Origin of the sequence: Pseudomonas sp. MF6394 (assembly GCF_002018845.1) — a bacterium.
Taxonomy (GTDB): Bacteria; Pseudomonadota; Gammaproteobacteria; order Pseudomonadales; family Pseudomonadaceae; genus Aquipseudomonas; species Aquipseudomonas lactis.
The window spans coordinates 46978-73912 of the sequence record NZ_MVOJ01000002.1 but is presented as its reverse complement, the minus strand read 5'-3'; the positions used below and the strand labels follow the sequence as shown (position 1 = coordinate 73912).

Genomic DNA, 26935 nt, shown 5'->3' with positions numbered 1-26935 from the left:
GCCGAAAGAGACAGCGCAAATACGGTGTTTGCAACTGCAATCAGGGTCAGTTTCATACGACTTTTTCTTGAGGATTGATGGGCTCAACTGAGAGGTGCCGGCGACGCATCAGTCGATAGGCTGCCGGAATGACAAACAGCGACAGCAAGGGCGCGGTAATCATGCCTCCAACCATGGGTGCCGCAATTCGGCTCATCACCTCGCTGCCGGTCCCGCTGCCCAGCAAAATGGGTAACAAGCCAGCAATGATGACAGCCACAGTCATGGCTTTGGGCCGAACGCGCTGGACAGCGCCTTCACGAATCGCGGCCATCAGCCCGTGCTCGGTCCTATCGCCGAGGTCTTCACGCTCAGCCCAGGCGTTCTTCAGATAAAGCAGCATAATTACGCCAAATTCGGCAGAAACACCGGCCAAAGCGATAAAGCCGACACCAGTGGCGACCGACAGGTTGAATCCCAATAGATAGAGAAACCATACCCCACCAGTCAGTGCGAATGGCAGAGTGGCCATGATCAGCAAGGCCTCATCGAAGCGAGCAAAGGTTAAATAAAGCAGCACGAAGATGATCAACAGCGTGGCAGGCACCACCAGCTTGAGTCGTGCGTTGGCCCTTTCGAGAAATTCGAACTGTCCTGCGTAGCTCAGGCTCATACCAGGCTGCAACTTAACCTGCTCGCTGACGACCCGTCGTAGATCGGCGACTACCGAAGCAATATCCCGTCCCCGCACGTCGATATACACCCAGCCTGAAGGTCGGGCGTTCTCACTCTTAAGCATCGGCGGACCATCGCTGACCTTGATCTTCGCAACGGTGCCAAGAGTGATCTGGCTGCCTAGAGGGGTATAGATAGGTAACTGCTCCAGAGCGCCGAGTGAATCCCGCCACTCACGAGGGTAACGTACGTTAATTGGGAAACGAGCCAACCCTTCAATCGTCTCCCCGACGTTTTCACCGCCGATTGCGCCGGCCACGATCGATTGCACATCGGCAATATTTAACCCATAGCGGGCCGCAGCTTTACGATCGATATCCACATCAATATAGCGGCCACCGGTCAGTCGTTCGGCCAACGCTGAACTCACACCTGAGACATCCTTGGCAACACGTTCGATGGCTTGGGTGACGGCATCGATCTCCGTCAGGTTGGTACCGGCAACCTTCACACCAATAGGGCTTTTTATGCCAGTGGCCAGCATGTCGATGCGGTTACGAATCGGCGGTATCCAGATGTTGGTCAATCCTGGGACACGCACCGCTTGGTCTAGCTCCTCAACGAGCTTTTCCTGGGTCATGCCTGGGCGCCACTGTTCGTGTGGTTTGAATTGGATGGTGGTTTCGAACATTTCCAAAGGTGCTGGGTCAGTCGCGGTTTCAGCGCGGCCGGCTTTGCCGAAAACGTGTTCGACCTCTGGAACTGTCTTTATCAGACGGTCAGTCTGTTGAAGCAGTTGCGCGGCCTTCTGCGCCGATAATCCAGGCAGAGCTGATGGCATATAGAGCAGGTCCCCTTCGTCCAGCGGGGGAAGAAACTCACCACCCAGACGAGAGATCGGCCACAACGCGCTGACAAAGACTAGCAACGCAACCAGCAGCGTTATTTTAGGTCGATGTAATACGGCGTCCAGAGCGGGTTCGTAGATCCGGATCAACCAGCGATTTAGCGGATTCTGCTGCTCATTGGGAATTCGTCCACGAATCCAATACCCCATCAACACCGGTACGAGAGTTACCGACAGTCCAGCCGCTGCGGCCATAGCGTAGGTTTTGGTGAACGCCAATGGACCGAATAGACGTCCTTCCTGAGCCTCCAGCGTGAACACCGGAATGAACGACAGGGTGATGATCAGCAGACAGAAGAACAATGCAGGTCCTACCTCGGCAGCCGCTTCAGTCATCACGTGCCAATGACGTTCACCTTTCAGTTCCTCCCCAGGATTGGCCACGTGCCAAGCCTCGACCTTCTTGTGGGCATTTTCAATCATCACCACGGCAGCGTCGACCATAGCGCCGATGGCGATGGCAATCCCGCCAAGGGACATGATGTTGGCGTTGATACCCTGATAGCGCATCACGATGAAGGCGATCAGCACCCCAACCGGCAGGGAAATGATTGCCACCAGAGATGAACGCAGGTGCCAGAGAAAGATTCCGCAGACCAACGCGACGACGATGAACTCTTCGATCAGCTTGTGGCTGAGGTTTTCCACGGCACGATCAATCAACTTGCTGCGGTCGTAGGTGGTGACGATTTCAACCCCCGCCGGCAGACTGCTTTTCAGCTCGTCGAGTTTGGTTTTGACCGCCGCAATGGTTTCACGAGCATTCTTCCCGCTGCGCAGAATCACCACGCCGCCGACGGTCTCACCTTCACCGTCGAGTTCGGTAATGCCTCGACGCATCTCAGGCCCTAACTGAATCGTGGCAACATCGCCCAACGTGACCGGCACACTGCCCGCGCCCAGTTTGAGCGGGATGGCGCGAAAGTCATTGAGCGTCTTTAGGTAGCCGGAAGCTCGTACGATGAACTCTGTCTCCGCCATTTCCAGCACGGCTCCACCGGTTTCCTGATTGGCTTTGCCGATCGCCTCGGTCACCTCAGACTGCGTGATACCCAAGTTCGCCAACTTTAGCGGATCGAGCTGGACCTGATACTGTTTGACCATGCCACCTACGGTGGCAACTTCCGCAACGTTCGGCAGCGTCTTGAGCTCGAATTTGAGAAACCAGTCCTGTAGGGCTCGCAGTTGCGCCAGATCGTGCCCACCGCTGCGATCAACCAACGCGTACTGGAAAATCCAGCCAACGCCAGTGGCATCAGGTCCTAAGGCTGGCTTAGCACTGGCTGGTAGGCGGCTTTGTATCTGGCTCAGGTATTCCAACACCCGCGAGCGGGCCCAGTACAAGTCAGTTCCGTCTTCGAACAGCACATAAACGAAGCTGTCGCCAAAGAAGGAGTAACCGCGCACAGTCTTGGCCCCAGGTACCGAGAGCATGGTGGTTGCCAGTGGATAGGTCACCTGGTTTTCGACGATCTGTGGGGCTTGGCCTGGGTAAGGTGTACGGATAATTACCTGAACATCCGACAGGTCTGGCAATGCATCGATGGGCGTACTTTGAACCGCCCAGATCCCCCATGCCGTGACGAACAGCGTCGCCAGCAACACAAGAAAGCGGTTGGCCACCGACCAGCGAATAAGGGCCGCAATCATGGCTGGCCCCCAGAGCGTTCCAGACGTTCAACACGCAGACCATCGTCCGTCTGGCTAACAGCGATCCGAACCTTGTCGCCCGTTTTTAGGCCCTTCATCAGAGCAGGAGTGGCGAGAGGGAAAGTCATCGTCATGCCTGGCATACCCAATGTCTTGAAGGGACCGTGGGCGAGCGTGACTTCTTTGTCGTTGATCTCAACGATCTGACCATCGGCCTCATGCAAAGCGCCAACGGGCATAGTAGATGGCGAAACGTCCAATGAGCTTGCGACAACGCCCTTGAGACTGGCCTCCGAGTCGAGCAGGAACTGGCCAGAGGTCACCACTTTCTGCCCCTCTTCCAAGCCTTTCAATATCGCCGTCTTGCCATCGTTATCCTGGCCTAGCTGCACCTCCACCGGGCGATATCGACCAGCGTCTTCAGAGAGCATGACCAACGCACGTCGACCGGTACGAATGACGGCCTCGCTCGGCACCCACAGAACACTTTGCTCCGTTGAACGATTGAGGCTTACCTGTGCGGTCAAACCTGGTCTGAGTCGGCCATCTGGATTGGGTAACTCAACTCGAACGCGAAGTGTGCGACTGTCCGAACTGGTTTCCGGAAGAATCGCACTGACGACGCCCTTGAGCACAACTCCAGGGAATGCGGATAAACGCGCTTCAGCTGCTTGCCCTACTACGATTGACCCAGCTTCCGCCTCTGGTACAGCCACGGCCAGCCAGACACTGCTCAAACCATTAACACGAGCCAACGTCTCGCCTGCGGCCACCGTCATACCTTCACGCACACTCAGCTCTTGAAGCACACCACCAATAGGGCTGGTCAGCGTCAGGTTCGATTGAACTTTGCCAGTGCGCTCAACTTGAGCAATTAACGTAAGTGGCATTCCGGTTAGCCGCAGTCGCTGCCGGGCCGCTGTCAGCAAGCCAGCATCGCCACTACGCTTGAGGGCGAGAAATTCCTCCTGAGCAGCTGCCCACTCCGGCACCAAGATATCTGCCAAGGCGGCATTCGCTTTCAGCACATCACCAGGTGCGTGGGCATACACACGCTCGACAAAACCCGCTGTACGGGCCTGAATGACTGCAACGTCCCGTTCGTTGAAGGCCAGCACACCTACCACGTTCAGTGTCGAGGCAAATACGCCTCGACTGACACTAGCCAGTCGCACACCAAGGTTCTGAGTCAGGCTTGGATCAATTCGAATGGCAGCGCTGTCCCCCTTGGTATCTGCGTATTGAGGGATCATCTGCATGTCCATGAAGGGTGACTTACCCGGTTTATCGAATTTCTGTTGTGGGTACATGGGATCATACCAATACAGAACTTTTCGATCGGCAGAGGCTTTGGGTTCATGATCCGGTACGACACCAGCTACTCCGCTCATTCGCGGTTGGGCTAACCAGTAACCCCCGGCAACACCCAAGGCAATCGAGATGCCGATGATTAAAGTCCCTTTCCATAATTTAAAAATCATTGAGCGGACTCCCCGTAAGAGAAATACAGGCGAGCGCTGGTCAGGGCACGTTGCTCTTCAACGTCAACCTGCTTGAGACGGGCTTCGATGAGTTCGCGTCGGGCGGCAACAACCGAGTTCAAATCACCCTTGCCGGAGCGGTAGCTGGCCATCGTGAGTTCGACCTTTTCTTTAGCCAACGGCAACAAGCTTTCCTGATTACGGCTGACTGCACGATTGAGGCGCTCGTAGTCAGCCAACTCATCCTCCAGTTGCTGGGTATGCTCGCGTGACAGGGCTTCGCGCTCAGCCTCAAGCTGGTTTAGTTCGGCGTGCTTGGCCGCAATCTTGGGGTTTTGCCGAGAGTTAGGGAACAGCGGGAGATCCCATGAAAACTGCACGCTGACCATGTCACCGAATTGTTGGCCTCGGTGCTGATAATCGAATTCCCAGCTCCAGTCAGACTGCTTTTCCGCCTCAGCTTCACGGATCTTGGCTTGTGCTTCACGGGTCATCGGCACAAAAGCCGCTAATTCGGGGTGATGTTGCAGCTTATGGGAGTAACCTGAGGTCTCAATAGGCCAATCAGGCAAACCGCCTACCGGTTTGTCATCGGCGGCAGGGCCAATCCAGCGCTTGAGGGCGGCCCGGGCCTGTGCACGTTGACGAACTAAATCATCCTGCTGCTCAGCCAGTTGAGCAGCTTCCTGTTTAGGTGTCACCGCATCGGCGGGTTGGGCTCGGCCACCCGCAATCTGAGCTCTGACGGTATCGGTCAGAAGACGGTTTTCTTTGTAGAAGTCCTGGAACAACGCATCTTTACGCTCAACCGAGTAGCTTCTGATCCAGGCTAATGCCGTGGACTGTCGGACGTTCAGACGCGCCACTCGACGCTCGGCTGACGCTCGATCAACAGCCGCATCCGCGACCTCGATACGTGCTTTGCGCTTGTCGCTGTTGGGCATCTCCTGCCTAATCCCGACCACTTGCATGGTCATGAAGTCCTGGTCGATGCTCCATCTGTCGGGTCCACCAATGGGGTAGTTCTGCACGCCCAGCAGTAGCTTGGGATCGGGTAGTTCGCCGGCGGGAATGGCCGCGCTAGTGGCTGCTTGAATTTTGGCGTCTTGTGCGGTCAACGATGGTGCATTGTTTTCGGCCAGACGCAGCGCTTCATCGAATGTCAATGCGCTAGCGAAGCTCGGCAATGCAAGTACGCTTGCCGCCAGGCCGGCCAGGAAGGACCAACCTGTGCAACAGCACTTGGAGTTCATGTTCACGATTCCTGTGATGATCCACCGCGCGCTTCATAAGACATGCGCGCAGATATGCCATCCCGCTAACGCGGAATGAGGCTCAGTGTGGTACAGGAATCAAGTACGTGGGGGTCGCCATACCCCTGAAGAGGTTTGTACGAGCGGGAAATGGCTGGAGAATGATAGAATGAGAGGACTGGACAGGGTGATAGGAGGCTTGATGATCGATACTTGCAACATGCCGCCAGTTTTGCATTCCTGACCGGGCTTACAAGGTTTGCCATGCTCGGTGGGACTTTTCATGTCGTGGCAGCAGTCTTGCCCCATACCATCCATCATCGCCATGCCCATGGTTTTCATCGGGCATGGTTCAATCGATGTCTGAACACCCGCCATCCCGCTGAGGGGAAGCGCCAAGCTAATCAGGAAAATTAGGCAAAACCGCAGGTAGCGTTTCATGAGCTGGAGTGTAGACGGTGCAAATGGCCCTTACAATTCACCCTTGAGACTCCTTAGTCGGCCATCACCAACCGCTATGCCGCGCTCATTTCCATGACCGGGCTTAAAGTACCTAACCATGCGACTAGACAAATAATGATGACTGCCATTGAAAATTCGAGCTTCATGCTACGGCGCAAGGCATTGACCGCGACAGCATAGTCTCCATTTCGAACAGAACGTTCCAAGAGCGGGCTTAGGTGAAAACGGTTGAGCGTCGCTAATACGATCATCCCGGCAAAGAGCAGGACCTTCAAAAATAGCAACTCGCCATAAGTGCTGAGCATCACCTCATCGAGATTTGGCCCAACGATAAATAGGTAGTTCGCCACTCCCGTAATGCTGATGATCACTACAATCACCGCGCCGGCCGATTCAAACCCTGTCAGTACCCGAGCAAGAATTCGTGCTTCTCGCTCACCTTTCAGTGATTTCAAACGCAGCAGCAGGGCAAATGCCGCTAGCGCACCCAACCAACCGCCTGCGGCCAAAAGATGGAAGATATCGCTAATAAAGTGCCAGTAGCGACGGCTCCCCTCGTCCATTGCTCCGTGCCCTGTCCATGCCAGCGTCGCTAGCGCAATCGCGCCACAGACAGTGACAATCCAAAGACTCAGTGTTGGAAAGCGCTTGTTCAGGGAAACGCCAATAATGGCCGTCACCAACGCCCCTATTCGGACCATCCAGGTCAAACCGACGTCAGTCCCCATGAGAACCATTTGAAAGATATGGTGATGTAGCTCCATGAAACCCGACACGCCACTCATTGCTTTCGCAAGTAACAACATGGCGGCAAGGGACAGAGCTACACCTACAGCAGAAGTACTGTAAAGAAGCGACTCAAAATTCAAAACTGTTCCCGATATTCTTTCTTTTCCCCTGAGGCTATAAAGACCAAAAATTGCCAGTCCAAATAACAGCATCAGGTCGAAATAAAGAGCAAAGCGAACAACGATATTTAATGAGTCGCTCATGAATCATTTCACTTTGAAAGAAAAGTTGCCGGTAATCGGGTGAGTGTCCGAGGAAACGGCACGCCATTCGACTTTGTAAGTACCCGTGGTCAATGGCGATGCGGGTGTAATAACCATCGTCTTCGGATCACCGCCACCTGCCACGTTAGCTTTTACGCCCATAGGTGAATTCGGCATACCAGGCATATCGGTCATAATCAGCTTTGCACCAGAGAACTGAGTCGTTAGATTCTCAGAAAAGTGCAGTTCGATTTTAGACGGAGCCGCCGCATCCGATCCTTCAGCGGGAGTAGAAGAAACCAGCTTTGGATGCGCCTGAGCAACTGCACTCAGAAGCAAACCCGCAGTCAGCGCAACAGCTACGGTGGTAGTTTTAAGGAATGACATGCAAGACTCCTGACAGCAAAAGCTGTTGGTTCTAGGTTTTTAGGGAATATCTAGTTTTTTACTTTTTGACGCTCGTTAAAACCACTGACGAATACCTAGCAAATTCCGTGTTCTAGGGCCGGCTGGACAGGGAGGAATCACAAGATTTCCAACGTCACAGTGCGAGTACACGATGCCACATGAACGCAAACTGTTCGATTACATTTCAGTCAGCTTGGGGCGGGTTTTTGGCACTGATCTGCCCGGATACGGCGCCAAATACGCGACTTTCTTTGGAACGCTCCAAGAGTTTTCTCTCATCCAAAAACGATCCTATTGAGCTAACCACATGTTGCCTGCATACATATGAACAAGGTGTCTTAGACCTTTCTTGCATCAGCACATGGGAGTTCAATATGAAAGGCTGTTATTCCGTTTAACGACGTACACCATATTTTTCCGTCATGCGCTTCAATGATAGATCGAGTAATCGATAAACCTAGCCCTGCATTACTTGGACTTCCTTCTCTGCGAGCTGGGTCCACGCGATAAAATCGATCAAACAGCTTTTCAAGATGCTCGGACGCAATGGGCTCTCCCGGGTTCTCCACAGAGACTGATATTGAAGTTCCTTTCTGCCGAATATCGACAGTAATACACTTTCCTTCGGGGGTGTACCGGAGCGCATTTGAGAGCAGATTAGAGATGGCCCTGTCGAGCATGAGTACGTCACCTCGGACGCTACCCCTGCCTGTGACCTTCAGGTCGATCCCTCGCTCATCAGCCAGCAAACGGTAGTACTCGAGTAATTTCTCTACTACTGCTACCAGGTCAATCGGTTTGTTTTCATGTGTAATTAGACCGTTATCTGATTTCGCTAGAAAAAGCATGTCATCAATCATACGTCCCATACGTTTCAAGTCATCAAGATTTGAGTACAGATTGTCCTCGTAGTCCTCAATATTTCTTTTTCTAGATAAAATCACTTCAGTGTGAGTCATCAAATTGCTAACGGGTGTCCGTAATTCGTGAGCAATGTCCGCAGAGAAGTTCGATAAACGAACAAACGCATCGTCCAGTCTAGATAACATTGCGTTGAACGAGAGCACCATCTGCTGGAGCTCTTGGGGAACGGGACCTAATGGAATACGCTCTTTGAGCGATTTAGCTGACATCGAAGCTGCTACCTGAGTGACTAGGCGAATAGGTCGTAGTCCACTACGCGCTACCATCCAGCCCAGTGCAGCACTGACCAGCGCGCTTATCACCAGTCCTATCCAAAACCATCGTTCAAGCGTCTCGAAGAAGGCCATATGTTGAGTAACATCAAAGATCAACATCACTGTCAATGGCTTGTCCTGCCCCGTCACTATGGCTTGCGCCGTCACGCCTCGAAATATCTGCTCCTGGTCTCGCCACTCCCAGACATTGCTGTTTGTGACCGTTCGGAAGTCTTCAGGAACTACGATCGGACCTGGGTCAGCAAACAGGAGCTTACCGTCACCATCGATGATAAGAGCTGTCAAATCACGATGAGCACCAAGCAGTGCCTCCAGCTCAGGCTTAACATCACTGAATTGATCAATGCTGTTCAACCCAGTCAAAATTCTTTGCGTCGAGTGAAGCTTTTCGTTCAGCGCCTGCTGATCCAGCATCTTGAAATGATGCCGGCTGAGGTTGTTAAAACTGAGTCCAGCGACGGTGAGCACAGCCGTTACAGCTAGCATGAACATCAGGCTCATGCGCGTAGTCAGGGACATTCGCTTCATTCCGACCCCGTCCCCGAATCCGGCGCATCCAGCATGTACCCCATGCCTCGAGAGGTGTGGATAAGCTTGACCTCAAAATCATCATCAATCTTTGCTCTGAGCCTCCTGACAGCAACCTCGATGACGTTAGTATCGCTGTCAAAGTTCATGTCCCAGACCTGGGAAGCAATAAGCGACTTGGGCAGAACCTCACCTCGACGACGGAGCAGCAATTCGAGCAACGCAAACTCTTTGGCCGTTAGATCTATACGTTTGCCTGCGCGGATAACCCTGCGTTTGAGGAGGTCCACCTCCAAATCAGCCAATTTCATATGGGTTTGGGAGGGGGCAGTGGTACCTCTACGCAGCAGCGTTCTGACGCGAGCCAGCAATTCAGAAAATGCGAAGGGTTTGATCAGGTAATCGTCAGCCCCCAGCTCAAGTCCTTTTACCCGATCCTCAACTCGGTCTCGCGCCGTGAGGAAAAGCACAGGGACATTTTTTCCGGATGCTCTCACTTTCTGAAGTACTTCCCAGCCATCCAGCCCAGGCATCATCACATCGAGAATCAGCAGGTCATACGCCTCGCTCAAGGCGTGCTGAAGCGCGTCTTTGCCATTGGTAAAACGATCAACATTGAACCCCGCCTCGGTGAGTCCTTGCTGCAAATAAATACCTATTTTGGGTTCGTCTTCCGCAACCAGAAGTCTCATGGGGATGGCTCTCGAATAATTGTGAGGCTGAGTCTGCAATGAAATGCCTCTGCCAACCAGCAACTGACAGAAAAGTAATATTGGCTTCAGGTAGATGTCAGCGAGTGCTGTCTAGGGTTCGAGCATGAGTACTTTCTGGTGCTCGACCGACTCTTAACCATGAAAGCTAGAGGAGCCGGAAAACAAATCAAAAAGGAGCTTCCTCATGAACCGTTTAAAAGTCCTATTCTTTGCTAGTTCGATACTCATCTCAGCATCTGCGTTGGCTGAAGGTGGTGCAGATCGGATTATGGAGCGCATGGAAAGCCTGCGCGATAAAGCCGAAGCGACCTTGGTACAAGCTGAAAAAGCTCCTGAAGGGCAGCGCCATGTTCACATGGCCGAGCATATGAAAATACTGGGCGAGATCATGGGCCAGCTTCATCTAGATCATCCAAAAGCATCAATGTCACCTCAGGAACATCTCGCCTGGATGGAAAAACACGACGCCATGGTTGATGACGTTTTGAACCAAATGCAGCGCGAGCACAAACTGATGCTTTCTGAGAACCATCAGTAACCGAATAACTCCTACGGGGCTCTCTGAACCGCCCACTAGACACGGCGTCATCTGGGCGCCGTGTTTTCTCAGGAAAACTGACAGAAATGTAGTGTTCAAGTCAGTTAACGCTCAGCTCTATCCCTTTAGCATAGCTAGTATTTTCCACTGGCTCTCGAGGTCACCATGAAAACTAAGCTCATTACTCCAGTTATTGCGGCAATCACCCTACTCCTCGGCGCTACGGCGATGGCCAGCGTAGGTCATGGGAAAGAGGATATCGGTCAGCCTGGAGTCGCCTCAGAGGTCACTCGCACGGTTGATGTAGAGATGGGTGATATTTTCTTCAAAACTAAAAGCATCGACGTAAAGCCCGGTGAAACGGTTCGCTTTGTACTTCACAACAAAGGGGCGTTGCTGCACGAGTTCAATATCGGCCAAGCCGCTGCTCACGCGGCGCACCAAAAAGAAATGGCGAGCATGTTCCAGAATGGAACGCTTACACCCACCGGAACTGGAAAAATGTGGGGCAACATGGGCCATAGCATGGGAGGCATGAAGATGGTTGGAATGGAACACAACGACCCGAATAGCGTGCTGATCGAGCCAGGGGCAACCAAGGAGTTGATCTGGACCTTCAACAACACAACTGGACTTCAATTTGCCTGCAACGTGCCAGGTCATTACCAGTCGGGGATGGTCGGTCAATTTGACTTGAAGTAAGCCTGAACCGACCGCTAAAACCGCGTCGACGCAAGAGTTCGCTATGCTCTGAGGCAGAGATCAGAGCAACACGCTCACACACGGGGTCTAGATCATGGATAAGCATCAGCATCCGGCTGGAAGCACCTCCCCACCATTTTGGAGGCGCAAAACAGGCGTTGTACTGATCATGCTCATTGCGATCGGTGCCTTTTACGGGGTGCGGGAACATTTCACCCACGTTTATCCGTATTTGCCCTACCTCATCCTGTTGATCTGTCCATTGATGCATTTTTTTGGACATGGACATGGCGGACATGACCATGGCGATCAGGCAGGAACCAACAAGGAAGAGAAATAGCTATGCCCACTCCACCGAGCCACCACGATCACGGTCCCGCCCACGCTGCCTCACCCAATGACGGTGGTCTACGCGACCCGGTGTGCGGTATGGCGGTTATACCTCCAAGTAAATTTGGCGAGTCTTACCAAGGACAGACGTATCAATTTTGTAGCCAGAAATGCCAAGAGAAATTTCGGGCAGATCCAGAACGCTACATTGGTAATCATCCCAGCGCTGAACCCAGCAGCGCCGCTATAGAGCCCACGCTACAGGTAGCCACTGAGTTTACCTGTCCTATGCACCCGGAAATAAGACAGCCAGGGCCCGGCAATTGCCCTAAATGTGGCATGACATTAGAGCCCGTCATGCCCGCGCTTGATGACGATGACAAACCCGAGCTCCTGGATTTCACCCGCCGCTTTTGGTGGTCGCTGCCTTTAACCGTAATGGTGGCCCTTCTAGCCATGGCGGGTCACTCATTACAAATCTTCCATGGTTCGGTTCAAAACTGGATCGAGTTCGCTCTTGCCACTCCGGTCACCTTATGGGCAGGTTGGCCCTTTTTTGTAAGAGGCATAGCATCCGTTAGAAATCGCAGTCCAAACATGTGGACTCTGATTGGTTTAGGTACTGCCGCAGCCTATCTTTACAGCGTCGCGGCAACCCTATTTCCCCAAAGTTTTCCCACCACCTTCATGCAAGATGGACGCATCGGCGTCTACTTCGAAGCCGCTGCGGTCATCATCTCGCTCACCTTGCTTGGGCAGATTCTTGAGCTCAAAGCACGGTCACAAACCTCCGCCGCCATTAAGTCCCTTCTTGGCCTATCTCCCAAGACTGCACGCAGGATCAACGCCGATGGTCAGGAGGAAGACATTCCTCTTACCCATGTTCACTTGGGAGACCATTTGCGGGTCAGACCTGGTGAAAAAGTGCCAGTTGATGGCTCTGTACTCGAGGGAGAAAGTGCGGTGGATGAATCCATGCTCACTGGTGAACCTGTGCCGGTCATGAAAAGAGCAGGGGATAGTCTGATCGGTGCCACGCTTAATACTCATGGAAGCTTGGTGATGGAGGCGCGAAAGGTCGGCGCTGACACCATGCTGTCGCAGATAGTACAAATGGTCGCACTAGCCCAACGCTCCAAAGCGCCCATGCAACGAATGGCCGACTCGATCGCCGGCTACTTTGTGATGGCGGTTATCGCGATTGCGTTGCTGACCCTCATAGGTTGGGGACTGTTCGGCCCGGAACCCAGCTGGGTCTTCGGCCTGATCAACGCTGTCGCCGTGCTTATCATCGCTTGTCCCTGTGCTCTGGGTCTGGCAACGCCCATGTCGATCATGGTTTCGACGGGTAAAGCCGCCAGTATGGGTGTGCTGTTCAGAGATGCCAGTGCCATCGAAAACCTTTGCAAGATCGACACACTGATTGTCGATAAAACGGGAACCCTGACAGAGGGACGGCCGGTATTTCACAGTGTGGAGGCCACACCAGATTTCAACCCACGCGATGTGCTTCAACTGGCCGCTAGCCTTGATCAAGGCAGCGAACATCCTTTGGCACACGCCATCGTCGATCACGCCCGAACTGAAAATATTGCGCTCACCAAGCCTGAATCGTTTGAGTCCGGCTCAGGGATTGGGGTGAGTGGTCTCGTTGATGGCAAGAAAGTACAGCTGGGCAACACTGCACTGATGGAAGCTGCCGGCGTGAGCACAAAGGTCTTACAAGAACGTGCAGAGTTGTTGCGCCTTGAAGGCATCAGCATCATCTATCTAGCAGTTGACGGGGTCTTGGCAGGATTACTAGCGGTCTCAGACCCGATAAAACCGACCTCTAAAGAAGCAGTCACCAAGCTTAAGGCTGATAACGTAAAAATCATCATGGCCACGGGAGACGGGCTCACCACCGCACGTGCTGTCGCCAAGGAGATGGGTATTGAAGAGGTTCATGGTGAAGTGAAACCTCAGGACAAGGAGCGCCTGGTGGCGGACCTCCAGCAATCCGGTCGAAAGGTTGCCATGGCCGGCGACGGTATCAACGACGCACCGGCCTTGGCGCGAGCAGATGTGGGCATTGCCATGGGTACAGGGACTGACGTCGCGATGAATAGCGCGCAGCTCACGCTGGTAAAAGGCGACCTGATGGGGATTTTACGGGCACGGGCACTTTCGGTTGCAACGGTAAAAAACATGCGGCAAAACTTGGGGTTCGCCTTCCTTTACAACTCAATGGGTATTCCCCTCGCCGCAGGCCTGCTCTATCCACTGACGGGGCACCTTCTGTCTCCAATGATTGCTGCGTTAGCCATGAGCGTCAGTTCTGCGTCTGTAGTTTTCAATGCTTTGAGGCTGAGGAATACCCGAATTGAATGAGCGTAACCGATGCTCACAGCCCGCTATACATAACTCTTGACCTTACCGTGGTGTCAACGTTGATCTTGTTGTTGCGGTGAAAATAGACTGCTCAGCACAAGAGGAATAACCATGTTCGTCTTAAACGTATCAGGCATTGGTTGCGGTAGCTGCGTCAGCAAAATCACCAAAGCAATTCAGTCACTGGACAGCGAGGCTATGATTTCCGTGGATCGCGCAGCAGGTAAGGTAAGCGTTGAAAGCAGTGAAAACCCAGAGCAAGTCCGTAAAACTGTCGAAGCACTCGGTTTCCCTTCCCAAATCAGCGCCTGAGGCGCTGATTCCCTCGCTGGGTAAAGTTTATTATTCACCTCGCAGAGCTTTAAGTAGCCCCTTAAATGCTCCATTTAATCTAGTAAAGGCGGTTTCGAAATGAATTTCATTTTCCGTATACTTTGCGACCTCGACCTGTTGATCCACAGTATTTTGATCAATGGAAGGTTGGTTCGGCGTACTGTAAAGCAAAGCACCGCCGTGAATATCACTTACTAATTCGTTTACGGCAATATGTTTTGGGTTTGTTGTTTTTAAAGAGAACGGAGTAGCCAAACCTCCTTTTGTTTGGCTAGCCAGTACAGCAGAAAAGTCCAAGTCCCTGGCCTTAAAGTTAGGAGTGTCGGCATTAGCGATATTATTGCTAAGTACCTCAGCTCGTTGGCTGCGAAAACGTAATGCTCTTTCTGCGGAGCCAAGCGCTTTGTCAAAATTAATACTCACCGGTGGCCACCTTTAGTTACGCTGCCATTTAATTCCCACCTATCGAACACTCAAGTGCTTAACGTAGTGCGTCCGAGCCGATGTATGATTTCAGCGAAAAACTCAAAAAACGCCACGCCATCGTGCAGTGACCGGAAACTTACAACGCCGCACAGGTAAATTTTAGATGGTGGATGGAGGTTATGTGTCGTTGGATAGCTTAGACCTTACGGACTAATCACTCTGCATCTCAAGAGAAATATCGCAACCTGACACAACTGTAATATTGGCCTAAGCTTCCTGACAGGGGATGAGTCTTATAGTCCTATTGAGCCTCAAGCTCACCCCCTAGAGTCAACGACTGATGTGGATTCAGGGGTCACCAATAATCATCCGAGGCCCCCCAAATGAACCCTATCAAAACCTTGTTCGTCATCGCGGCTCTGACCGTCTCTTCTTTGGCTATGGCTGAAGGGGGTGGTGACCGGACTTTCGCACGCATGGAAGTGGCCAGGAATAATTCGATGGAATCGTACCGAGTAGCTCAAACGCAAAATGCCCAACATCCCGTCGCTGAAAGCAAAGCCAAGGCGATGGATCACAAGAATTGCTAAATAGCTAGCCCTCCAAGCTGACAGAAATGTAATCACTGCGGTGGTTTAAATGTGGCAATTTCTGAGCTCGCTTGCCGTAAGAGTTTGTCTTTTGTGACGGTGGGCAAAGCTGATCCGGGCAACTCATGATCGGTTGTTTCGCACGGCTTCCCTTTTGACTGATTGGAAATAAACGGCATGCATTCCAAAACCTCTAGACGGACATTCGTAAAAGGCTTGGCCGCTGGTGGCATTCTCGGCGGCTTTGGCCTTTGGCGCACTCCAGTATGGGCGGTGACAAGTCCAGGTCTGCCGAGCGTACTCACCGGCAATGAATTTGATCTGTTTATTGGTGAAACACCTGTAAACATTACCGGCTCGCCGCGAACAGCCATGACCATCAATGGATCATTGCCAGGACCTTTGCTGCGTTGGCGCGAAGGAGAGACAGTCACCCTGCGTGTAAAAAACCGCCTGGACCAAGACACCTCAATCCATTGGCACGGGATCATTCTGCCGGCCAATATGGACGGTGTACCTGGCTTGAGTTTCCATGGCATCGCACCCGACGGCATGTACGAGTACAAGTTCAAGGTTCATCAGAATGGTACGTACTGGTACCACAGCCACTCGGGCTTACAGGAGCAGGCAGGGGTTTACGGGCCAATCGTTATCGACTCGAAAGAGCCTGAACCTTTTCAATACAACCGCGACTATGTGGTGATGTTGACTGATTGGACCGATGAAGATCCTAGTCGCGTCATGGCCAAGCTTAAGAAACAGTCGGGCTACTACAACCACCATAAACGCACCGTTGGTGATTTTATCGACGATGTCAGTAAGCAAGGTTGGTCAGCTACAGTAGCTGACAGGAAGATGTGGGCTGAAATGAACATGAGCCCAACCGACCTTGGAGACGTCAGCGCAGATACTTACACCTATCTCATGAATGGCCAGGCGCCAAACGGTAACTGGACCGGTATTTTCAAGCCGGGTGAGAAGCTACGACTACGCTTTATCAACGGCTCGGCGATGAGCTATTTCGACGTCCGCATTCCTGGTTTGAAAATGACCGTTGTGGCCGCCGACGGCCAACACGTCAACCCAGTGAGTGTTGACGAATTCCGCATCGCCGTAGCTGAAACGTATGACGTGATCGTAGAGCCTGCCAGTGAAGAGGCTTACACCATCTTCGCCCAGTCTATGGATCGGACGGGTTATGCACGCGGAACCCTCGCTCTTCGTGAAGGGCTAGTTGCTCAGGTACCTGCTATAGATCCACGTCCAATCGTCACTATGGATGACATGGGGATGGGCGGTATGGCTGGTATGGACCATGGCAGCATGGCTGGTATGGGCGGCGCAGAGAAGACACCAGGTGACATGTCCGGCATGGCGGGCATGGCGGGCATGGACCACAGCAAGATGACCGGTATGGACCAAAGTGACATGACCGGGATGACCGGCATGGACAGCGGTGACATGACTAACATGGCGGGCATGGATCACAGCAAGATGGCTGGGATGGGCAATGGTGATATGTCAGGGATGGCTGGCATGGGTGGTATGGGTGGAGAAATGCAGACACACCCTGCCTCTGAAACCAACAATCCCCTGGTTGATATGCAAGCCATGAATCCAACGCCAAAGCTAAGTGATCCGGGCATAGGCTTGCGGAACAATGGTCGTCGAGTGCTCACTTACTCCGACTTGAAAAGCACTTTCCAAGACCCTGACGGCCGCGAGCCAAATCGTACCATCGAGCTTCATTTGACCGGTCACATGGAGAAGTTTTCGTGGTCGTTCAACGGCATCAAATTCTCTGACGCCGAACCGCTGCGCCTGAAGTATGGCGAGCGTCTGCGCATCACCTTGGTGAACGACACCATGATGACACACCCCATCCACCTTCACGGCATGTGGAGTGACCTTGAGGACGAGAACGGCAAGTTCATGGTGCGCAAGCACACGATCGATATGCCACCAGGTACCAAACGCAGCTATCGAGTCACCGCTGATGCCTTAGGCCGTTGGGCATATCACTGTCACCTGCTTTTCCATATGGAAATGGGCATGTTCCGTGAAGTACGGGTTGATGAGTAAAGGAGACGATCTGTGAGCACATACCGAAATCGTAATTCCCTCGTGGGTTGCCTCTTTGCCGCTGTCCTGCTGGGTGGACTCTCGTCCACGGTGCTGGCAGAGGAAAATGGCAGCGACCATTCAACCACTGTTCCTGTTACAGCAACGGACAAGCCAGCAACGGCAAACGATTCGAAGCTAGATCACGGGGCGATGGACCATAGCCAGATGAGCCATGAGTCGATGGATCATGACCAAAAAACCAAAAAGGCAGATTGAGATCATGACCAGTAAGTTTTTACGCCCAACGCTGATGGCACTTGCAGTCTCTACCGGTCCAGCATTCTTTTTCATGGCTCAAGCCGCTGAAGAGATGGATCCGTCGATGGCGATGCCATCAAGTGCGGACGCAAAGTCTTCAACTGCACAAAAATCCAAACCCGCCAAACCGAAAGATGCCGCGATGGATCACTCCAAGATGGACCACGGCTCAATGGGAGCCATGGACCATAGCAAGATGGGGGCTATGGATCACAGCGATAACGGGCAAATGGACGGTATGGAAAGCATGGATGGAGGGGCGACTACCACAAGCCGAACCCCAATCCCCGTACTTACCGACGCTGACCGGGCCGCCGCTTTTCCAGACTTACCAGGCCATGGTGTGCACGATAAAAAAATTAACTCGTTCATCCTCCTGGATAAATTTGAGTACCAAGACGCTGACAACGGTAGTGCGCTGGCTTGGGATGCAAAAGGGTGGATCGGCGGTGACGTCGATCGCCTATGGTTGCGTTCGGAAGGCGAACGTACCAATGGCGTAACCGAGAACGCTGAACTTCAGGCTCTGTGGGGACACGCCATCGGTCCTTGGTGGGATGTCGTCACCGGCATTCGACAAGACTTCAAACCTGGGTCACCTCAAACATGGGGAGCGCTCGGTATTCAGGGCATGGCCCTCTATAACTTTGAAGCTGAAGCGACTGCTTATATTGGTGAGAACGGTCAAACCGCAGCTCGGTTTGAAGGCGATTACGACATCCTGTTGACCAATCGCCTGATCTTGCAGCCGACCGCCGAAGTAAACTTGTACGGGAAAAATGATCCTCAGCGCGGCATAGGATCTGGATTGGCCAACACCGAACTAGGCCTGCGGTTGCGCTACGAAATTACTCGTCAATTCGCACCCTACATTGGTGTTAGCTGGAATCGCTCATATGGTAAGACGGCTGACCTAGCCAGCGATGAAGGGGAAAAGACAAACGAGGCCCGGTTTGTAGCTGGTATTCGGATGTGGTTCTGAGCGATTTGAGCACTAGCCCTACGAATTCAAATGATCGGGGAGTTGGCTCCCCGACTCTAAAGTAGATCCTTCAATGTAACCTTTGCAGCGGCATGAACGCTTGAGTGGGGTTCTATTGCTTCGTAGAACATCTCGCCGTCTCCAAGGGAAAAGGAAATATTCATGACAGGTAGCTTCCGACTTTCAAGTCGATTTCTGCGTATTGCAACATTCGCTGCGCTGTTCATCGGCTCAACGGCTCAAGCGGCGCAGGCCCTGACCATCGATGTGCATCGAGATGCAAACTGCGGATGCTGCAAAAAATGGATTCAGCATCTTGAGGCCAATGGCTTCACCGTCATTGATCATGTAGAAACCAACATGAGTGCTGTCAAACAAGATCTAGGTGTCGCTCCACGACTCTCGTCTTGTCACACTGCGATGATCAACGGGAAGTTTGTTGAAGGTCATGTGCCAGTTGAGCAAATAATTGCGATGAGTAAGCGTGACGACCTTCTCGGGATCGCTGCTCCTGGAATGCCAGCAGGTTCTCCAGGAATGGAAGTCGACGGAGTACATGAGACCTACCAAATAATCGGCCTGACCAAAGCCGGCGTAGATCAGGTCATTGCTGAATACCCCGCAAACTAATCCCACCTCATCCATTCGGCCACAGCATGGTCCCAGCTCATGGCCATGCAGCGGGACATGCTATGTTGATTTCATTCTCAAGCAATACGCAAAGGACGATCAGCAACAAGCTGTAAAGGCGCGCCTGCGCCGAATCGGATAACCCCGTACCGCTGTCCTCAATAACAATTTGAGATGACGCCATGCTCCGTCTGCTGACAAGCACTGCGCATCTGACCACGATAGTGCTAAGTTCGGGTGGCGTTGCCACTCAGCTTGCCTTTCCGAATCTGGACATCTGTCTCGGCTGAAAGCGTAGAAAAGTTAAATTACAGTGGTTTGAGAGTTCTTTTTTTGCAGGCTTTTCAGACGCAGGGTCGCGCGTTGTACAGCGGCCATTTTTTCTGGACGCTTCATTCGTTTCCATTTTCTGATGTCTTCCTTGGTGCGACCGCAGCTGACGCACAGTTCGCTGTTCAACTGGCAGACAGAAGTACACGGATTCTCGATGTCCTTGGCCATTGGTCAATTCCTCGGCGAACTTATGCGAACTACGGGCTCATTGCTAAGCCTGAACGTAAGCGTCCAGCCAAGTCACCTTCCGAACTCCAGCATTAAGGGCGATGGTGTCCGCGTATTTTAAGCGGACGCGATCGTCCTTAACGTTAGGATTTCCATGCGCCAACGAAGCTCTTACCCCAAACCGTTCAAGGTCCAGGTCGTTCAGGAATGCCTACAACCGGGTGCGACCGTCTCCAGCGTTGCCATCCGCCATGGCATCAACGCCAACGTCATTCGAAAATGGCTACCGCTTTACCGAGATCAGCTACCCGCGGTGTTGTCGGCGTTCGTTCCATTGAGGGCTACGCCCAAACGGCCGACTGCAGCATCGGTGATTATTGAGCTATCGCTTGGCGAGCAGTCAGTCACAGTGAAATGGCCAGTGTCCGATCCTGACGGCTGCGCCCGCTTTGTCCGGGGGCTTGCCCCGTGATCCGCATCGATAGCATCTGGCTTGCCACTGAGCCGATGGACATGCGCGCCGGCACCGAGACCGCATTGGCCCGTGTAGTGGAGGTATTCGGTGCGGCGAAGCCGCACTGTGCTTATCTGTTCGCCAACCGCCGCGCCAACCGCATGAAAGTGTTGGTGCATGACGGTGTAGGGATCTGGCTGGCCGCGCGGCGATTGAACCAGGGCAAGTTTCACTGGCCAGGCATCCACCGCGGCTCGGAAGTTGAACTCGACACCGAGCAGCTTCAGGCTTTGGTGCTCGGTTTACCTTGGCAGCGGGTTGGTGCAGCCGGTGCGATCACAGTGCTGTAGCGCCGGCCATTAGCCCATCGCTTTATCTGCGCTGATCGCCTGCTCTGGCACAATCAGCGGCATGACTTCCTCGCCCAATCTCGACCAACTGACACCTGAGCAACTGCGCGCACTCGCTGCGCAGTTGCTGTCGCAAGTCGACACGTTGGGTAAGACGGTTGAAACGATGGGCAAGAAGATCGACCGCGATCAAACCGTCATCGAGCAGCTCACCCATGAAATCGCCTGGTTCAAGCGACACAAGTTCGCCAAGCGTAGCGAGCAACTAAGCCCTGACCAGGGCAGCCTGCTGGATGATTTGCTCGACACGGACATTGCCGCTATCGAGGCGGAACTGAACACCCTCAATCCTCCGGCGGCTCCGGCTGAACCCCGCCAACAGCCCAAGCGCGCACCGCTGCCAGCCCAGTTTCCGCGTACTGTGATCCGTCACGAGCCGCAGAACACTCAATGCACCTGCGGCTGCCAGCTGCAACGCATCGGCGAAGACATCAGCGAAAAGCTGGATTACACGCCGGGCGTGTTCACCGTCGAACAGCACGTGCGTGGCAAATGGGCCTGCCGTCAGTGCGAAACACTGATCCAGGCGCCGGTACCAGCCCAGGTGATCGACAAGGGCATCCCCACTGCCGGCCTGCTGGCTCACGTGATGGTGGCCAAATTTGCCGACCACCTGCCGCTGTATAGGCAAGAAAAGATTTTTGGGCGCGCTGGCCTGGCCATCGCCCGCTCGACGCTGGCGCAGTGGGTCGGACACACCGGCGTACAGCTCCAACCATTGGTCGACGCCCTGCGCGAGGCGGTACTGGCGCAAGGCGTGATCCACGCCGACGAAACCCCCGTGCAAATGCTGGCCCCTGGCGAGAAGAAAACCCACCGGGCTTACGTCTGGGCATACTGCACCACACCCTTCGCCGACCTGAAGGCCGTGGTGTATGACTTCAGCCCCAGCCGGGCTGGTGAGCATGCGCGCAATTTTCTGGGTCAGTGGAGTGGCAAGCTGGTCTGCGACGACTTCGCCGGCTACAAGGCCAGCTTCGAGCAGGGCATCACCGAAATTGGCTGCATGGCCCACGCCCGCCGCAAATTTTTCGATCTGCACGCAGCGAACAAAAGCCAGTTAGCCGAACAGGCGCTGCACTCCATTGCCGGGCTGTATGAAATCGAGCGGCAAGCACGGCACATGAGCGATGAAGAACGCTGGCGAATACGGCAGGAAAAGTCTTCACCAATCCTCGATGCGCTGCATAACTGGATGCTGGCCCAGCGTGATCGGGTGCCCAACGGATCAGCCACGGCAAAAGCCCTGGATTACAGCCTAAAACGCTGGTTAGCGCTGACGCGCTATCTGGACGACGGCGCCGTGCCTATCGACAACAATCAGGTCGAGAACCAGATTCGACCATGGGCCCTTGGACGCTCGAACTGGCTGTTTGCCGGGTCGCTGCGCAGCGGCAAACGGGCGGCGGCGATCATGAGCCTGATCCAGTCGGCGCGGATGAATGGGCATGATCCGTACGCCTACCTGAAGGATGTGCTGATGCGGCTGCCGACACAGCGGGCCAGCGAGATTGGCCAACTACTGCCGCATCAATGGGCACCCGCCTGAATTACGCAAGGTGAGTTCGGCAGACGCTTACAGTTCCGCGCCCCCAGCGACCGTTGATGGCGCTCATGGTGCTCACCAAGTCCGGCGTTAGCAAACATCGGGTTGCTTCTCTGTGTCATGGCGATTCGCCGCCGGCAATTTATCGCCTAGTGCTGACGAGCTGCTGTGCCAAAAAAGAGTTACGGAAGTATTCGCGGAAGGCTTTCATTGGCGCGGTACATGGCCAGATCTGCATGCATGATGAGATCGTTCGTGCATTGCCCATCTTTGGGCGCGATGGCGACCCCCAGGCTGGCTGACACGACTAGGCTGTGCCCTAGGATTTCAATGGGGTGCGTGAACGGTCTCCTGGACACGGGCTAACTCACGCAGACGCTTGTCGAATGAGCGACTAAAACAGATCTCCAGTCTGAGTTCGATCTCATTCAGCGACGGCTTTATAACCTTCGCTGACAACTTCATTTTCAGCTCAGCCTTACACGCTAATTTCCCCTTATGTTCGGGTGATCGGTTCCGGCTTACCAAACAGGTAACCTTGGAACGCTCGGCAGCCGATAGCAATCAGCAACTCCAGTTGTTCGCGCTGCTCCACGCCTTCGGCTACCACCTCCAGGCCGAGGTTTTGCGCCAGGGTCACCACGGTGTGAGCGATGGCGCTGTCGGTGTTGTCGGTGAGGATTTCGTCGACGAAGGACTTGTCGATCTTCAGCTGATCCAGCGGCATGTGCTTGAGGTAGCTCATGGACGAATAGCCGGTGCCGAAGTCGTCCAGCGAGAAGCGCACGCCGACCTGGCGCAGTGCCTGCATCTTGCCGATGGTTACCGTCAGGTCGTGTTGCAGCATGGATTCGGTGATTTCCAGGCGCAGGCGGTTGGCCGGTGCGCCGCTGCTGGCCAGCACCTGCAGCACCTGCTGGACGAAATCGGCCTGGCTGAGCTGGCGGGCGCTGATATTCACGGCAATGGTCCAGACCTGGCGCATGGGGTCGTGCTGCCACTCGGCCAGCTGGCGGCAGGCGGTGGCCAGTACCCATTGGCCGATCGGAATAATCAGGCCGCTTTCCTCGGCCAGGGGAATGAACTGCGCCGGGGAAACCAGGCCGCGCTGCGGGTTTTGCCAACGCAGCAGGGCCTCAAAGCCGAGGATCTGCTCGTCGGCGTCGACTACCGATTGGTAGAACAGGCGCAGCTCATCCTGCTCCAGGGCCAGGCGCAGGTCCCGCTGCAGCAGGGCGCGCTGGTTGATTTCGCTCTGCAGGGCGTTATCGAAGAAGCACAGCTGGTCGCGCCCGGCATCCTTGGCTTTGTACAGCGCCATGTCGGCCTGCTTGATCAGTTCGTCGGCGTTCTGCAGCGTGCCATCGAACAACACCACGCCAATGCTCGGGGTGATCTGCGCCATATGGTCGTGGAGCTGATAGGGCGCGGACAGCACCTGGCGGATCTTCTCGCCAGTATCGCTGGCATGGTGCATGGCGCTTTCCTGGCTGTTGCCCAGCTCTTCGATGATCACCACGAACTCGTCGCCGCCCAGGCGCGCCACCGTGTCGCTCTGGCGCAGGGTGCCCTGCAGGCGCACGGCCACTTCCTTGAGCAGCTGGTCGCCGATCGGGTGGCCGAGGGTGTCGTTGATTTCCTTGAAGTGGTCCAGGTCCATCAGCAACAGGGCGCCGTGCTGATTATGCCGTTGGCTGTTGTGCAGGGCGCGGATCAGGCGTTCGCTCATCAGGCGGCGGTTGGCCAGGCCGGTGAGGGCGTCGTGCAGGGCCATGCGCTGGGCGGCTTCTTCGATGCGCTTGCGCTTGGTGATGTCGGCGCGGATGGCGATGTACTGCTCGGGCAGGCCATCCTTGCCGATGAAGGGCATGATGGTGCTCTGCACCCAGTACAGCGAGCCGTCCTTGGCGCGGTTGCACACCTCGCCACTCCACACCTCGCCATGGCTGATGGTGCGCCACAGGTCCTGGAAGAATTCGCGTGGATGATGGCCGGAGTTGATCATTTTGTGGGTGCGGCCGACCAGCTCGCTGCGGGCGTACTGGGAGATGGAGCAGAACTTGTCGTTAACCTGGGTGATTACTCCGCGGGCATCGGTGATGGCGACGATGGCGTGGGCATCCAGGGCGGCCTTGATCTCGGCGATTTCACGCAGTGAGTCAATCAACTGTCGGCGATTGTGCTCGCGTTCGCTGGTGTCGGTGAAAATCGCCAGCACCCCGGCTTCGCGGCCGCTGACCTGGCGTTCCGGCACCACCAGGCAGGAGGCATAGGCGCTGTTGCCGTCCGGGCGGACGTATTCCAGATCCAGGTCACTGCGCACGCCTTCCAGGGCTTTAAACAGATGCGGTTTGATCTGCTCAGCGACGTCGCTGAGTAGCAGGTCGCTGATGGTTTCACCGATCAAGTTTTCCGGATGGCGATCCAGGCTGCGGATCAGCGTCGGGTTGGCGTAGCGCAAGTGCAGGTGCTCATCCAGTCGGGCGACGCCGATTGGCAAGTTATGCAGCAGATTGTGTAATTCAGTTTCCTTTTCGCGGATACGCTGCTCACGCTCGACCAGCAAACGATAGGGTTTGCGCACGGCGATCTGGAAAGCAGCCAGATAGAAGAAGCAGTAAGCGGCCACTTTGTACAGATGACCGAATAGATTGATGAATTCCGAGGTATTCTGATAATGAGTAAACGCCAGGCCGCCCATCGCAGTAATGAAACAGGCTGCGCCCAGCCATAGATCGCGGCTGCTCTGAGTCTTGCGGCTACGCAGGAAGAACCACAGGGCCAGGCCCAGGTTGGCGACGCACAGGATGAGTTCGCAGGTGTTCTTCAGTGGCGTCAGGCCGCTGCCGGGGATATAGCTCAGCGGCAGCCATTGTGGGCGCTGAGTGGCGATCAGGAACAGGGCGGCGACCAGGACAATGCCTGCTATCAGCCAGGCATTGCGGCTGCCGGGTAGGCGCAACGACAGGGCTGCCAGGCAGAGAACGGCCACCTCGACCGCACGGCTGCTGAGCCAGAAAAAGATCGCCGTGTTGGTACTGCCATCCACCACCAGCCCCGGCATGCCGGCGAAATACAGGGTATGCAACATGTCCAGGCCGGCCACGCTGGCGAAGCCGAAGACCAAGGTCTGGGCTATTGGCTCGGCGTCATGATCAGGGGTATTCCAAGCAATAGTCACAATCATCAGCGAGACGCTGATGGCGAACATTTCCAGCAGGATATGCACCGAGAGGTAGTCGGCCGGACGGGCAGTGAAGATGGCAATCGGAGGCAGGCTCAGGGCCAGGGCCATCAGTACCAAGGCCAGGGCGCAGGTGCTCAGAGCCAGACTGCGGTGGTTCAGATAGAGAGGCTGCAAGGCGTTATCCGGGGGCGCTGCTAGCGCCCGTTGTGCAGGATTATTAACTGTTGAAACGCTCGACCAGCGCGTGCAGGGAGCCTGCAGTGGACTGTAGCTGGCTGCCTAGGCGCGCGCTATTGCCGGTGACTTCGGCATTGTCGTTGGTGGCCTGGGAAATCGAGTTGATCTGCCGGGCAATATCCTCGGCGACCAGGCTCTGCTGTTCGGCAGCAGCGGCCATTTGCTCGGCCATCTGGTGGATATTGTCGACGGTCTGGCTGATGCCTTGCAGCGATTGTTCGGTTTGCGCTACCCGCGCCACGCCGTTACGCGCTTCCTCGCTGCCGGCGCGAGCGACGCTCAAGGCACGTTCGGTTTCCTTATGCAGGCCCGTGATGATGCCCTGGATGACGTCGGTAGACTGGCGGGTCTTGGAGGCCAGGGCGCGCACTTCGTCGGCCACTACGGCAAAGCCACGGCCCTGCTCACCGGCGCGGGCTGCTTCGATGGCGGCATTCAGGGCCAGCAGGTTGGTCTGCTCGGCAATCGCGTGGATCATGCTGGCGGCTTGCTGGATGGAAGCGGTTTCATCGGCCAGTGACTGCACCGATTGGCCGATGCCATCGACAGTCTGCGCCAGTTGCTCGATGACCTGGCGGCTTTGCTGCGACTGCTGGGCGCCGGCCATAGCCAGTTCACTGGCCTGACGTGCTTCCTGAGCGGTTTGCTGGACGTGGCTGGAGACCTGATTGATCGACGCGGCCATCTCGTGCATCGCCGTGGCGGCCTGGTCAGCTTCATTGCGCTGGGCCTGCAGGGCACGTTCGGCCTGCTCGTTGAGGCGGCCGTTTTCCTTGGCCAGGGCGGCGGTCTGGTCGGCGAAATCTCCCAGGCGGCAAAGCGCCGTGCGAATCCGTGCATCCTCGCTGATCAGTGCCAGGTGCAGCAGCGCCAGTGGCCCGGAGGCATCGCTGTAGGTGCGGGCCACCAGCGGGCTGTCGAATGTTTTTGGCGCTACTGCACGAGCCCGGCCGAGCAGCTGGCTGGAGTTGTGCAGGCTGGCAAAACCCTGCAGCCCAAGCAGGACCAAGGTCAGCAGCAACGCCGTGCCGGGCAATTCCAGGCTCCAGAACGCCGCGCCGCTCACTACA

General features: G+C 54.9%; 26 protein-coding genes. 13 read left to right on the top strand and 13 right to left on the bottom strand.

The features are described 5' to 3' along the window. Nucleotides 1-52: 52 nt before the first annotated feature. The 8 genes from MF6394_RS03015 to MF6394_RS02980 form a co-directional block, all read right to left on the bottom strand. The gene (locus MF6394_RS03015; RefSeq protein WP_008437418.1) at nucleotides 53-3211 is read right to left on the bottom strand and encodes an efflux RND transporter permease subunit; all 3159 of its coding nucleotides are present in this window, start codon (nucleotides 3209-3211) and stop codon (nucleotides 53-55) included. After that, a complete protein-coding gene (locus tag MF6394_RS03010; RefSeq protein ID WP_008437420.1) occupies nucleotides 3208-4692 on the bottom strand; it encodes an efflux RND transporter periplasmic adaptor subunit in 1485 nt (494 codons plus the stop codon). Before MF6394_RS03010 ends, MF6394_RS03015 begins: the two co-directional genes overlap by 4 nt. Next, nucleotides 4689-5945, bottom strand: coding sequence for a TolC family protein (locus MF6394_RS03005; protein WP_008437421.1), 1257 nt, complete (start codon nucleotides 5943-5945; stop codon nucleotides 4689-4691). Before MF6394_RS03005 ends, MF6394_RS03010 begins: the two co-directional genes overlap by 4 nt. Nucleotides 5946-6044: 99 nt before the next feature. Beyond that, on the bottom strand, nucleotides 6045-6386 hold the full coding sequence (locus MF6394_RS34465) for a hypothetical protein (protein ID WP_073844967.1): 342 nt from the start codon (nucleotides 6384-6386) through the stop codon (nucleotides 6045-6047). Between the two features lie 74 nt (nucleotides 6387-6460). After that, nucleotides 6461-7399 (bottom strand): copper homeostasis membrane protein CopD, encoded by a 939-nt coding sequence (gene copD, locus MF6394_RS02995; protein WP_008437423.1) that lies wholly within the window; start codon nucleotides 7397-7399, stop codon nucleotides 6461-6463. A gap of 3 nt (nucleotides 7400-7402) precedes the next feature. Continuing rightward, nucleotides 7403-7786 (bottom strand): copper homeostasis periplasmic binding protein CopC, encoded by a 384-nt coding sequence (gene copC, locus MF6394_RS02990; RefSeq protein WP_008437424.1) that lies wholly within the window; start codon nucleotides 7784-7786, stop codon nucleotides 7403-7405. A gap of 359 nt (nucleotides 7787-8145) precedes the next feature. Next, complete coding sequence (copS, locus tag MF6394_RS02985; protein ID WP_008437425.1) at nucleotides 8146-9534, bottom strand: copper resistance membrane spanning protein CopS; 1389 nt, start codon at nucleotides 9532-9534, stop codon at nucleotides 8146-8148. Then, the gene (locus MF6394_RS02980) at nucleotides 9531-10226 is read right to left on the bottom strand and encodes a heavy metal response regulator transcription factor (RefSeq protein WP_008437429.1); all 696 of its coding nucleotides are present in this window, start codon (nucleotides 10224-10226) and stop codon (nucleotides 9531-9533) included. Before MF6394_RS02980 ends, copS begins: the two co-directional genes overlap by 4 nt. 205 nt (nucleotides 10227-10431) lie before the next feature. On the opposite strand from MF6394_RS02980, the gene MF6394_RS02975 reads away from it, so the two are divergent. The 5 genes from MF6394_RS02975 to MF6394_RS02955 all read left to right on the top strand — a co-directional run bounded on the left by MF6394_RS02975 (nucleotide 10432) and on the right by MF6394_RS02955 (nucleotide 14499). Then, a complete protein-coding gene (locus MF6394_RS02975; RefSeq protein WP_008437430.1) occupies nucleotides 10432-10785 on the top strand; it encodes a co-regulatory protein PtrA N-terminal domain-containing protein in 354 nt (117 codons plus the stop codon). A gap of 165 nt (nucleotides 10786-10950) precedes the next feature. Next, complete coding sequence (locus MF6394_RS02970) at nucleotides 10951-11487, top strand: cupredoxin domain-containing protein (RefSeq protein WP_008437431.1); 537 nt, start codon at nucleotides 10951-10953, stop codon at nucleotides 11485-11487. Between the two features lie 94 nt (nucleotides 11488-11581). Further along, on the top strand, nucleotides 11582-11827 hold the full coding sequence (locus MF6394_RS02965) for a DUF2933 domain-containing protein (RefSeq protein WP_032899631.1): 246 nt from the start codon (nucleotides 11582-11584) through the stop codon (nucleotides 11825-11827). Between the two features lie 2 nt (nucleotides 11828-11829). Then, a complete protein-coding gene (locus tag MF6394_RS02960) occupies nucleotides 11830-14187 on the top strand; it encodes a heavy metal translocating P-type ATPase (RefSeq protein WP_024073349.1) in 2358 nt (785 codons plus the stop codon). A 111-nt stretch (nucleotides 14188-14298) separates the two neighbouring features. Further along, a complete protein-coding gene (locus MF6394_RS02955) occupies nucleotides 14299-14499 on the top strand; it encodes a heavy-metal-associated domain-containing protein (protein WP_008437435.1) in 201 nt (66 codons plus the stop codon). Nucleotides 14500-14529: 30 nt separating this feature from the next. On the opposite strand, the gene flgB is transcribed toward MF6394_RS02955, so the two are convergent. Beyond that, nucleotides 14530-14943, bottom strand: coding sequence for a flagellar basal body rod protein FlgB (gene flgB, locus MF6394_RS02950; protein ID WP_008437437.1), 414 nt, complete (start codon nucleotides 14941-14943; stop codon nucleotides 14530-14532). 386 nt (nucleotides 14944-15329) lie between these two features. Between flgB and MF6394_RS02945 the strand changes: the two genes are divergently transcribed. The 5 genes from MF6394_RS02945 (at nucleotide 15330) to MF6394_RS02930 (ending at nucleotide 19530) form a co-directional block, all read left to right on the top strand. Next, entirely contained in the window at nucleotides 15330-15536 is a 207-nt protein-coding gene (locus MF6394_RS02945; RefSeq protein ID WP_019821302.1) for a co-regulatory protein PtrA N-terminal domain-containing protein, read from the top strand. Between the two features lie 177 nt (nucleotides 15537-15713). Next, nucleotides 15714-17618 (top strand): copper resistance system multicopper oxidase, encoded by a 1905-nt coding sequence (locus MF6394_RS02940; RefSeq protein WP_008437439.1) that lies wholly within the window; start codon nucleotides 15714-15716, stop codon nucleotides 17616-17618. A 12-nt stretch (nucleotides 17619-17630) separates the two neighbouring features. Then, nucleotides 17631-17876 (top strand): hypothetical protein, encoded by a 246-nt coding sequence (locus tag MF6394_RS33715; RefSeq protein WP_024073347.1) that lies wholly within the window; start codon nucleotides 17631-17633, stop codon nucleotides 17874-17876. Continuing rightward, nucleotides 17848-18900, top strand: coding sequence for a copper resistance protein B (locus tag MF6394_RS02935; RefSeq protein ID WP_008437443.1), 1053 nt, complete (start codon nucleotides 17848-17850; stop codon nucleotides 18898-18900). Before MF6394_RS33715 ends, MF6394_RS02935 begins: the two co-directional genes overlap by 29 nt. Nucleotides 18901-19062: 162 nt before the next feature. After that, nucleotides 19063-19530, top strand: coding sequence for a DUF411 domain-containing protein (locus MF6394_RS02930; protein WP_008437448.1), 468 nt, complete (start codon nucleotides 19063-19065; stop codon nucleotides 19528-19530). A gap of 303 nt (nucleotides 19531-19833) precedes the next feature. On the opposite strand, the gene MF6394_RS02925 is transcribed toward MF6394_RS02930, so the two are convergent. Further along, nucleotides 19834-20031, bottom strand: a complete 198-nt coding sequence (locus MF6394_RS02925; RefSeq protein WP_008437450.1) for a DUF1289 domain-containing protein — start codon at nucleotides 20029-20031, stop codon at nucleotides 19834-19836. Between the two features lie 154 nt (nucleotides 20032-20185). Between MF6394_RS02925 and tnpA the strand changes: the two genes are divergently transcribed. The 3 genes from tnpA (at nucleotide 20186) to tnpC (ending at nucleotide 22444) form a co-directional block, all read left to right on the top strand. Continuing rightward, nucleotides 20186-20503, top strand: a complete 318-nt coding sequence (gene tnpA / locus MF6394_RS35110; protein ID WP_073665984.1) for an IS66-like element accessory protein TnpA — start codon at nucleotides 20186-20188, stop codon at nucleotides 20501-20503. Further along, the gene (gene tnpB / locus MF6394_RS34460; RefSeq protein ID WP_010562499.1) at nucleotides 20500-20835 is read left to right on the top strand and encodes an IS66 family insertion sequence element accessory protein TnpB; all 336 of its coding nucleotides are present in this window, start codon (nucleotides 20500-20502) and stop codon (nucleotides 20833-20835) included. The genes tnpA and tnpB overlap by 4 nt, the downstream gene beginning before the upstream one ends. Nucleotides 20836-20896: 61 nt before the next feature. Continuing rightward, complete coding sequence (gene tnpC, locus MF6394_RS02910) at nucleotides 20897-22444, top strand: IS66 family transposase (protein WP_078466175.1); 1548 nt, start codon at nucleotides 20897-20899, stop codon at nucleotides 22442-22444. A gap of 179 nt (nucleotides 22445-22623) precedes the next feature. On the opposite strand, the gene MF6394_RS35105 is transcribed toward tnpC, so the two are convergent. The 3 genes from MF6394_RS35105 to MF6394_RS02895 form a co-directional block, all read right to left on the bottom strand. Further along, nucleotides 22624-22800: a diguanylate cyclase domain-containing protein gene (locus MF6394_RS35105; RefSeq protein WP_078466174.1), complete on the bottom strand. Its 177-nt coding sequence runs from the start codon at nucleotides 22798-22800 to the stop codon at nucleotides 22624-22626. Between the two features lie 137 nt (nucleotides 22801-22937). Next, nucleotides 22938-25802, bottom strand: coding sequence for a bifunctional diguanylate cyclase/phosphodiesterase (locus MF6394_RS34905; protein ID WP_198848910.1), 2865 nt, complete (start codon nucleotides 25800-25802; stop codon nucleotides 22938-22940). A gap of 43 nt (nucleotides 25803-25845) precedes the next feature. Further along, a complete protein-coding gene (locus MF6394_RS02895; RefSeq protein WP_416147053.1) occupies nucleotides 25846-26931 on the bottom strand; it encodes a methyl-accepting chemotaxis protein in 1086 nt (361 codons plus the stop codon). Between the last annotated feature and the right edge of the window lie 4 nt (nucleotides 26932-26935).

What these genes read in the sequence shown, in the direction of transcription:
- MF6394_RS02965 (WP_032899631.1), top strand. Translation starts at nt 11,582, where the DNA reads ATGGATAAGCATCAGCATCCGGCTGGAAGCACCTCCCCACCATTTTGG.
- MF6394_RS03015 (WP_008437418.1), bottom strand. Translation starts at nt 3,211, where the DNA reads ATGATTGCGGCCCTTATTCGCTGGTCGGTGGCCAACCGCTTTCTTGTG.
- MF6394_RS02980 (WP_008437429.1), bottom strand. Translation starts at nt 10,226, where the DNA reads ATGAGACTTCTGGTTGCGGAAGACGAACCCAAAATAGGTATTTATTTG.
- MF6394_RS03010 (WP_008437420.1), bottom strand. Translation starts at nt 4,692, where the DNA reads ATGATTTTTAAATTATGGAAAGGGACTTTAATCATCGGCATCTCGATT.
- copS (WP_008437425.1), bottom strand. Translation starts at nt 9,534, where the DNA reads ATGAAGCGAATGTCCCTGACTACGCGCATGAGCCTGATGTTCATGCTA.
- MF6394_RS02970 (WP_008437431.1), top strand. Translation starts at nt 10,951, where the DNA reads ATGAAAACTAAGCTCATTACTCCAGTTATTGCGGCAATCACCCTACTC.
- MF6394_RS02940 (WP_008437439.1), top strand. Translation starts at nt 15,714, where the DNA reads ATGCATTCCAAAACCTCTAGACGGACATTCGTAAAAGGCTTGGCCGCT.
- MF6394_RS03005 (WP_008437421.1), bottom strand. Translation starts at nt 5,945, where the DNA reads ATGAACTCCAAGTGCTGTTGCACAGGTTGGTCCTTCCTGGCCGGCCTG.
- MF6394_RS02945 (WP_019821302.1), top strand. Translation starts at nt 15,330, where the DNA reads ATGAACCCTATCAAAACCTTGTTCGTCATCGCGGCTCTGACCGTCTCT.
- MF6394_RS02960 (WP_024073349.1), top strand. Translation starts at nt 11,830, where the DNA reads ATGCCCACTCCACCGAGCCACCACGATCACGGTCCCGCCCACGCTGCC.
- MF6394_RS02925 (WP_008437450.1), bottom strand. Translation starts at nt 20,031, where the DNA reads ATGGCCAAGGACATCGAGAATCCGTGTACTTCTGTCTGCCAGTTGAAC.
- tnpC (WP_078466175.1), top strand. Translation starts at nt 20,897, where the DNA reads ATGACTTCCTCGCCCAATCTCGACCAACTGACACCTGAGCAACTGCGC.
- MF6394_RS02955 (WP_008437435.1), top strand. Translation starts at nt 14,299, where the DNA reads ATGTTCGTCTTAAACGTATCAGGCATTGGTTGCGGTAGCTGCGTCAGC.
- MF6394_RS02935 (WP_008437443.1), top strand. Translation starts at nt 17,848, where the DNA reads ATGACCAAAAAACCAAAAAGGCAGATTGAGATCATGACCAGTAAGTTT.
- MF6394_RS02930 (WP_008437448.1), top strand. Translation starts at nt 19,063, where the DNA reads ATGACAGGTAGCTTCCGACTTTCAAGTCGATTTCTGCGTATTGCAACA.
- copC (WP_008437424.1), bottom strand. Translation starts at nt 7,786, where the DNA reads ATGTCATTCCTTAAAACTACCACCGTAGCTGTTGCGCTGACTGCGGGT.
- MF6394_RS34465 (WP_073844967.1), bottom strand. Translation starts at nt 6,386, where the DNA reads ATGAAACGCTACCTGCGGTTTTGCCTAATTTTCCTGATTAGCTTGGCG.
- tnpA (WP_073665984.1), top strand. Translation starts at nt 20,186, where the DNA reads ATGCGCCAACGAAGCTCTTACCCCAAACCGTTCAAGGTCCAGGTCGTT.
- copD (WP_008437423.1), bottom strand. Translation starts at nt 7,399, where the DNA reads ATGAGCGACTCATTAAATATCGTTGTTCGCTTTGCTCTTTATTTCGAC.
- MF6394_RS02975 (WP_008437430.1), top strand. Translation starts at nt 10,432, where the DNA reads ATGAACCGTTTAAAAGTCCTATTCTTTGCTAGTTCGATACTCATCTCA.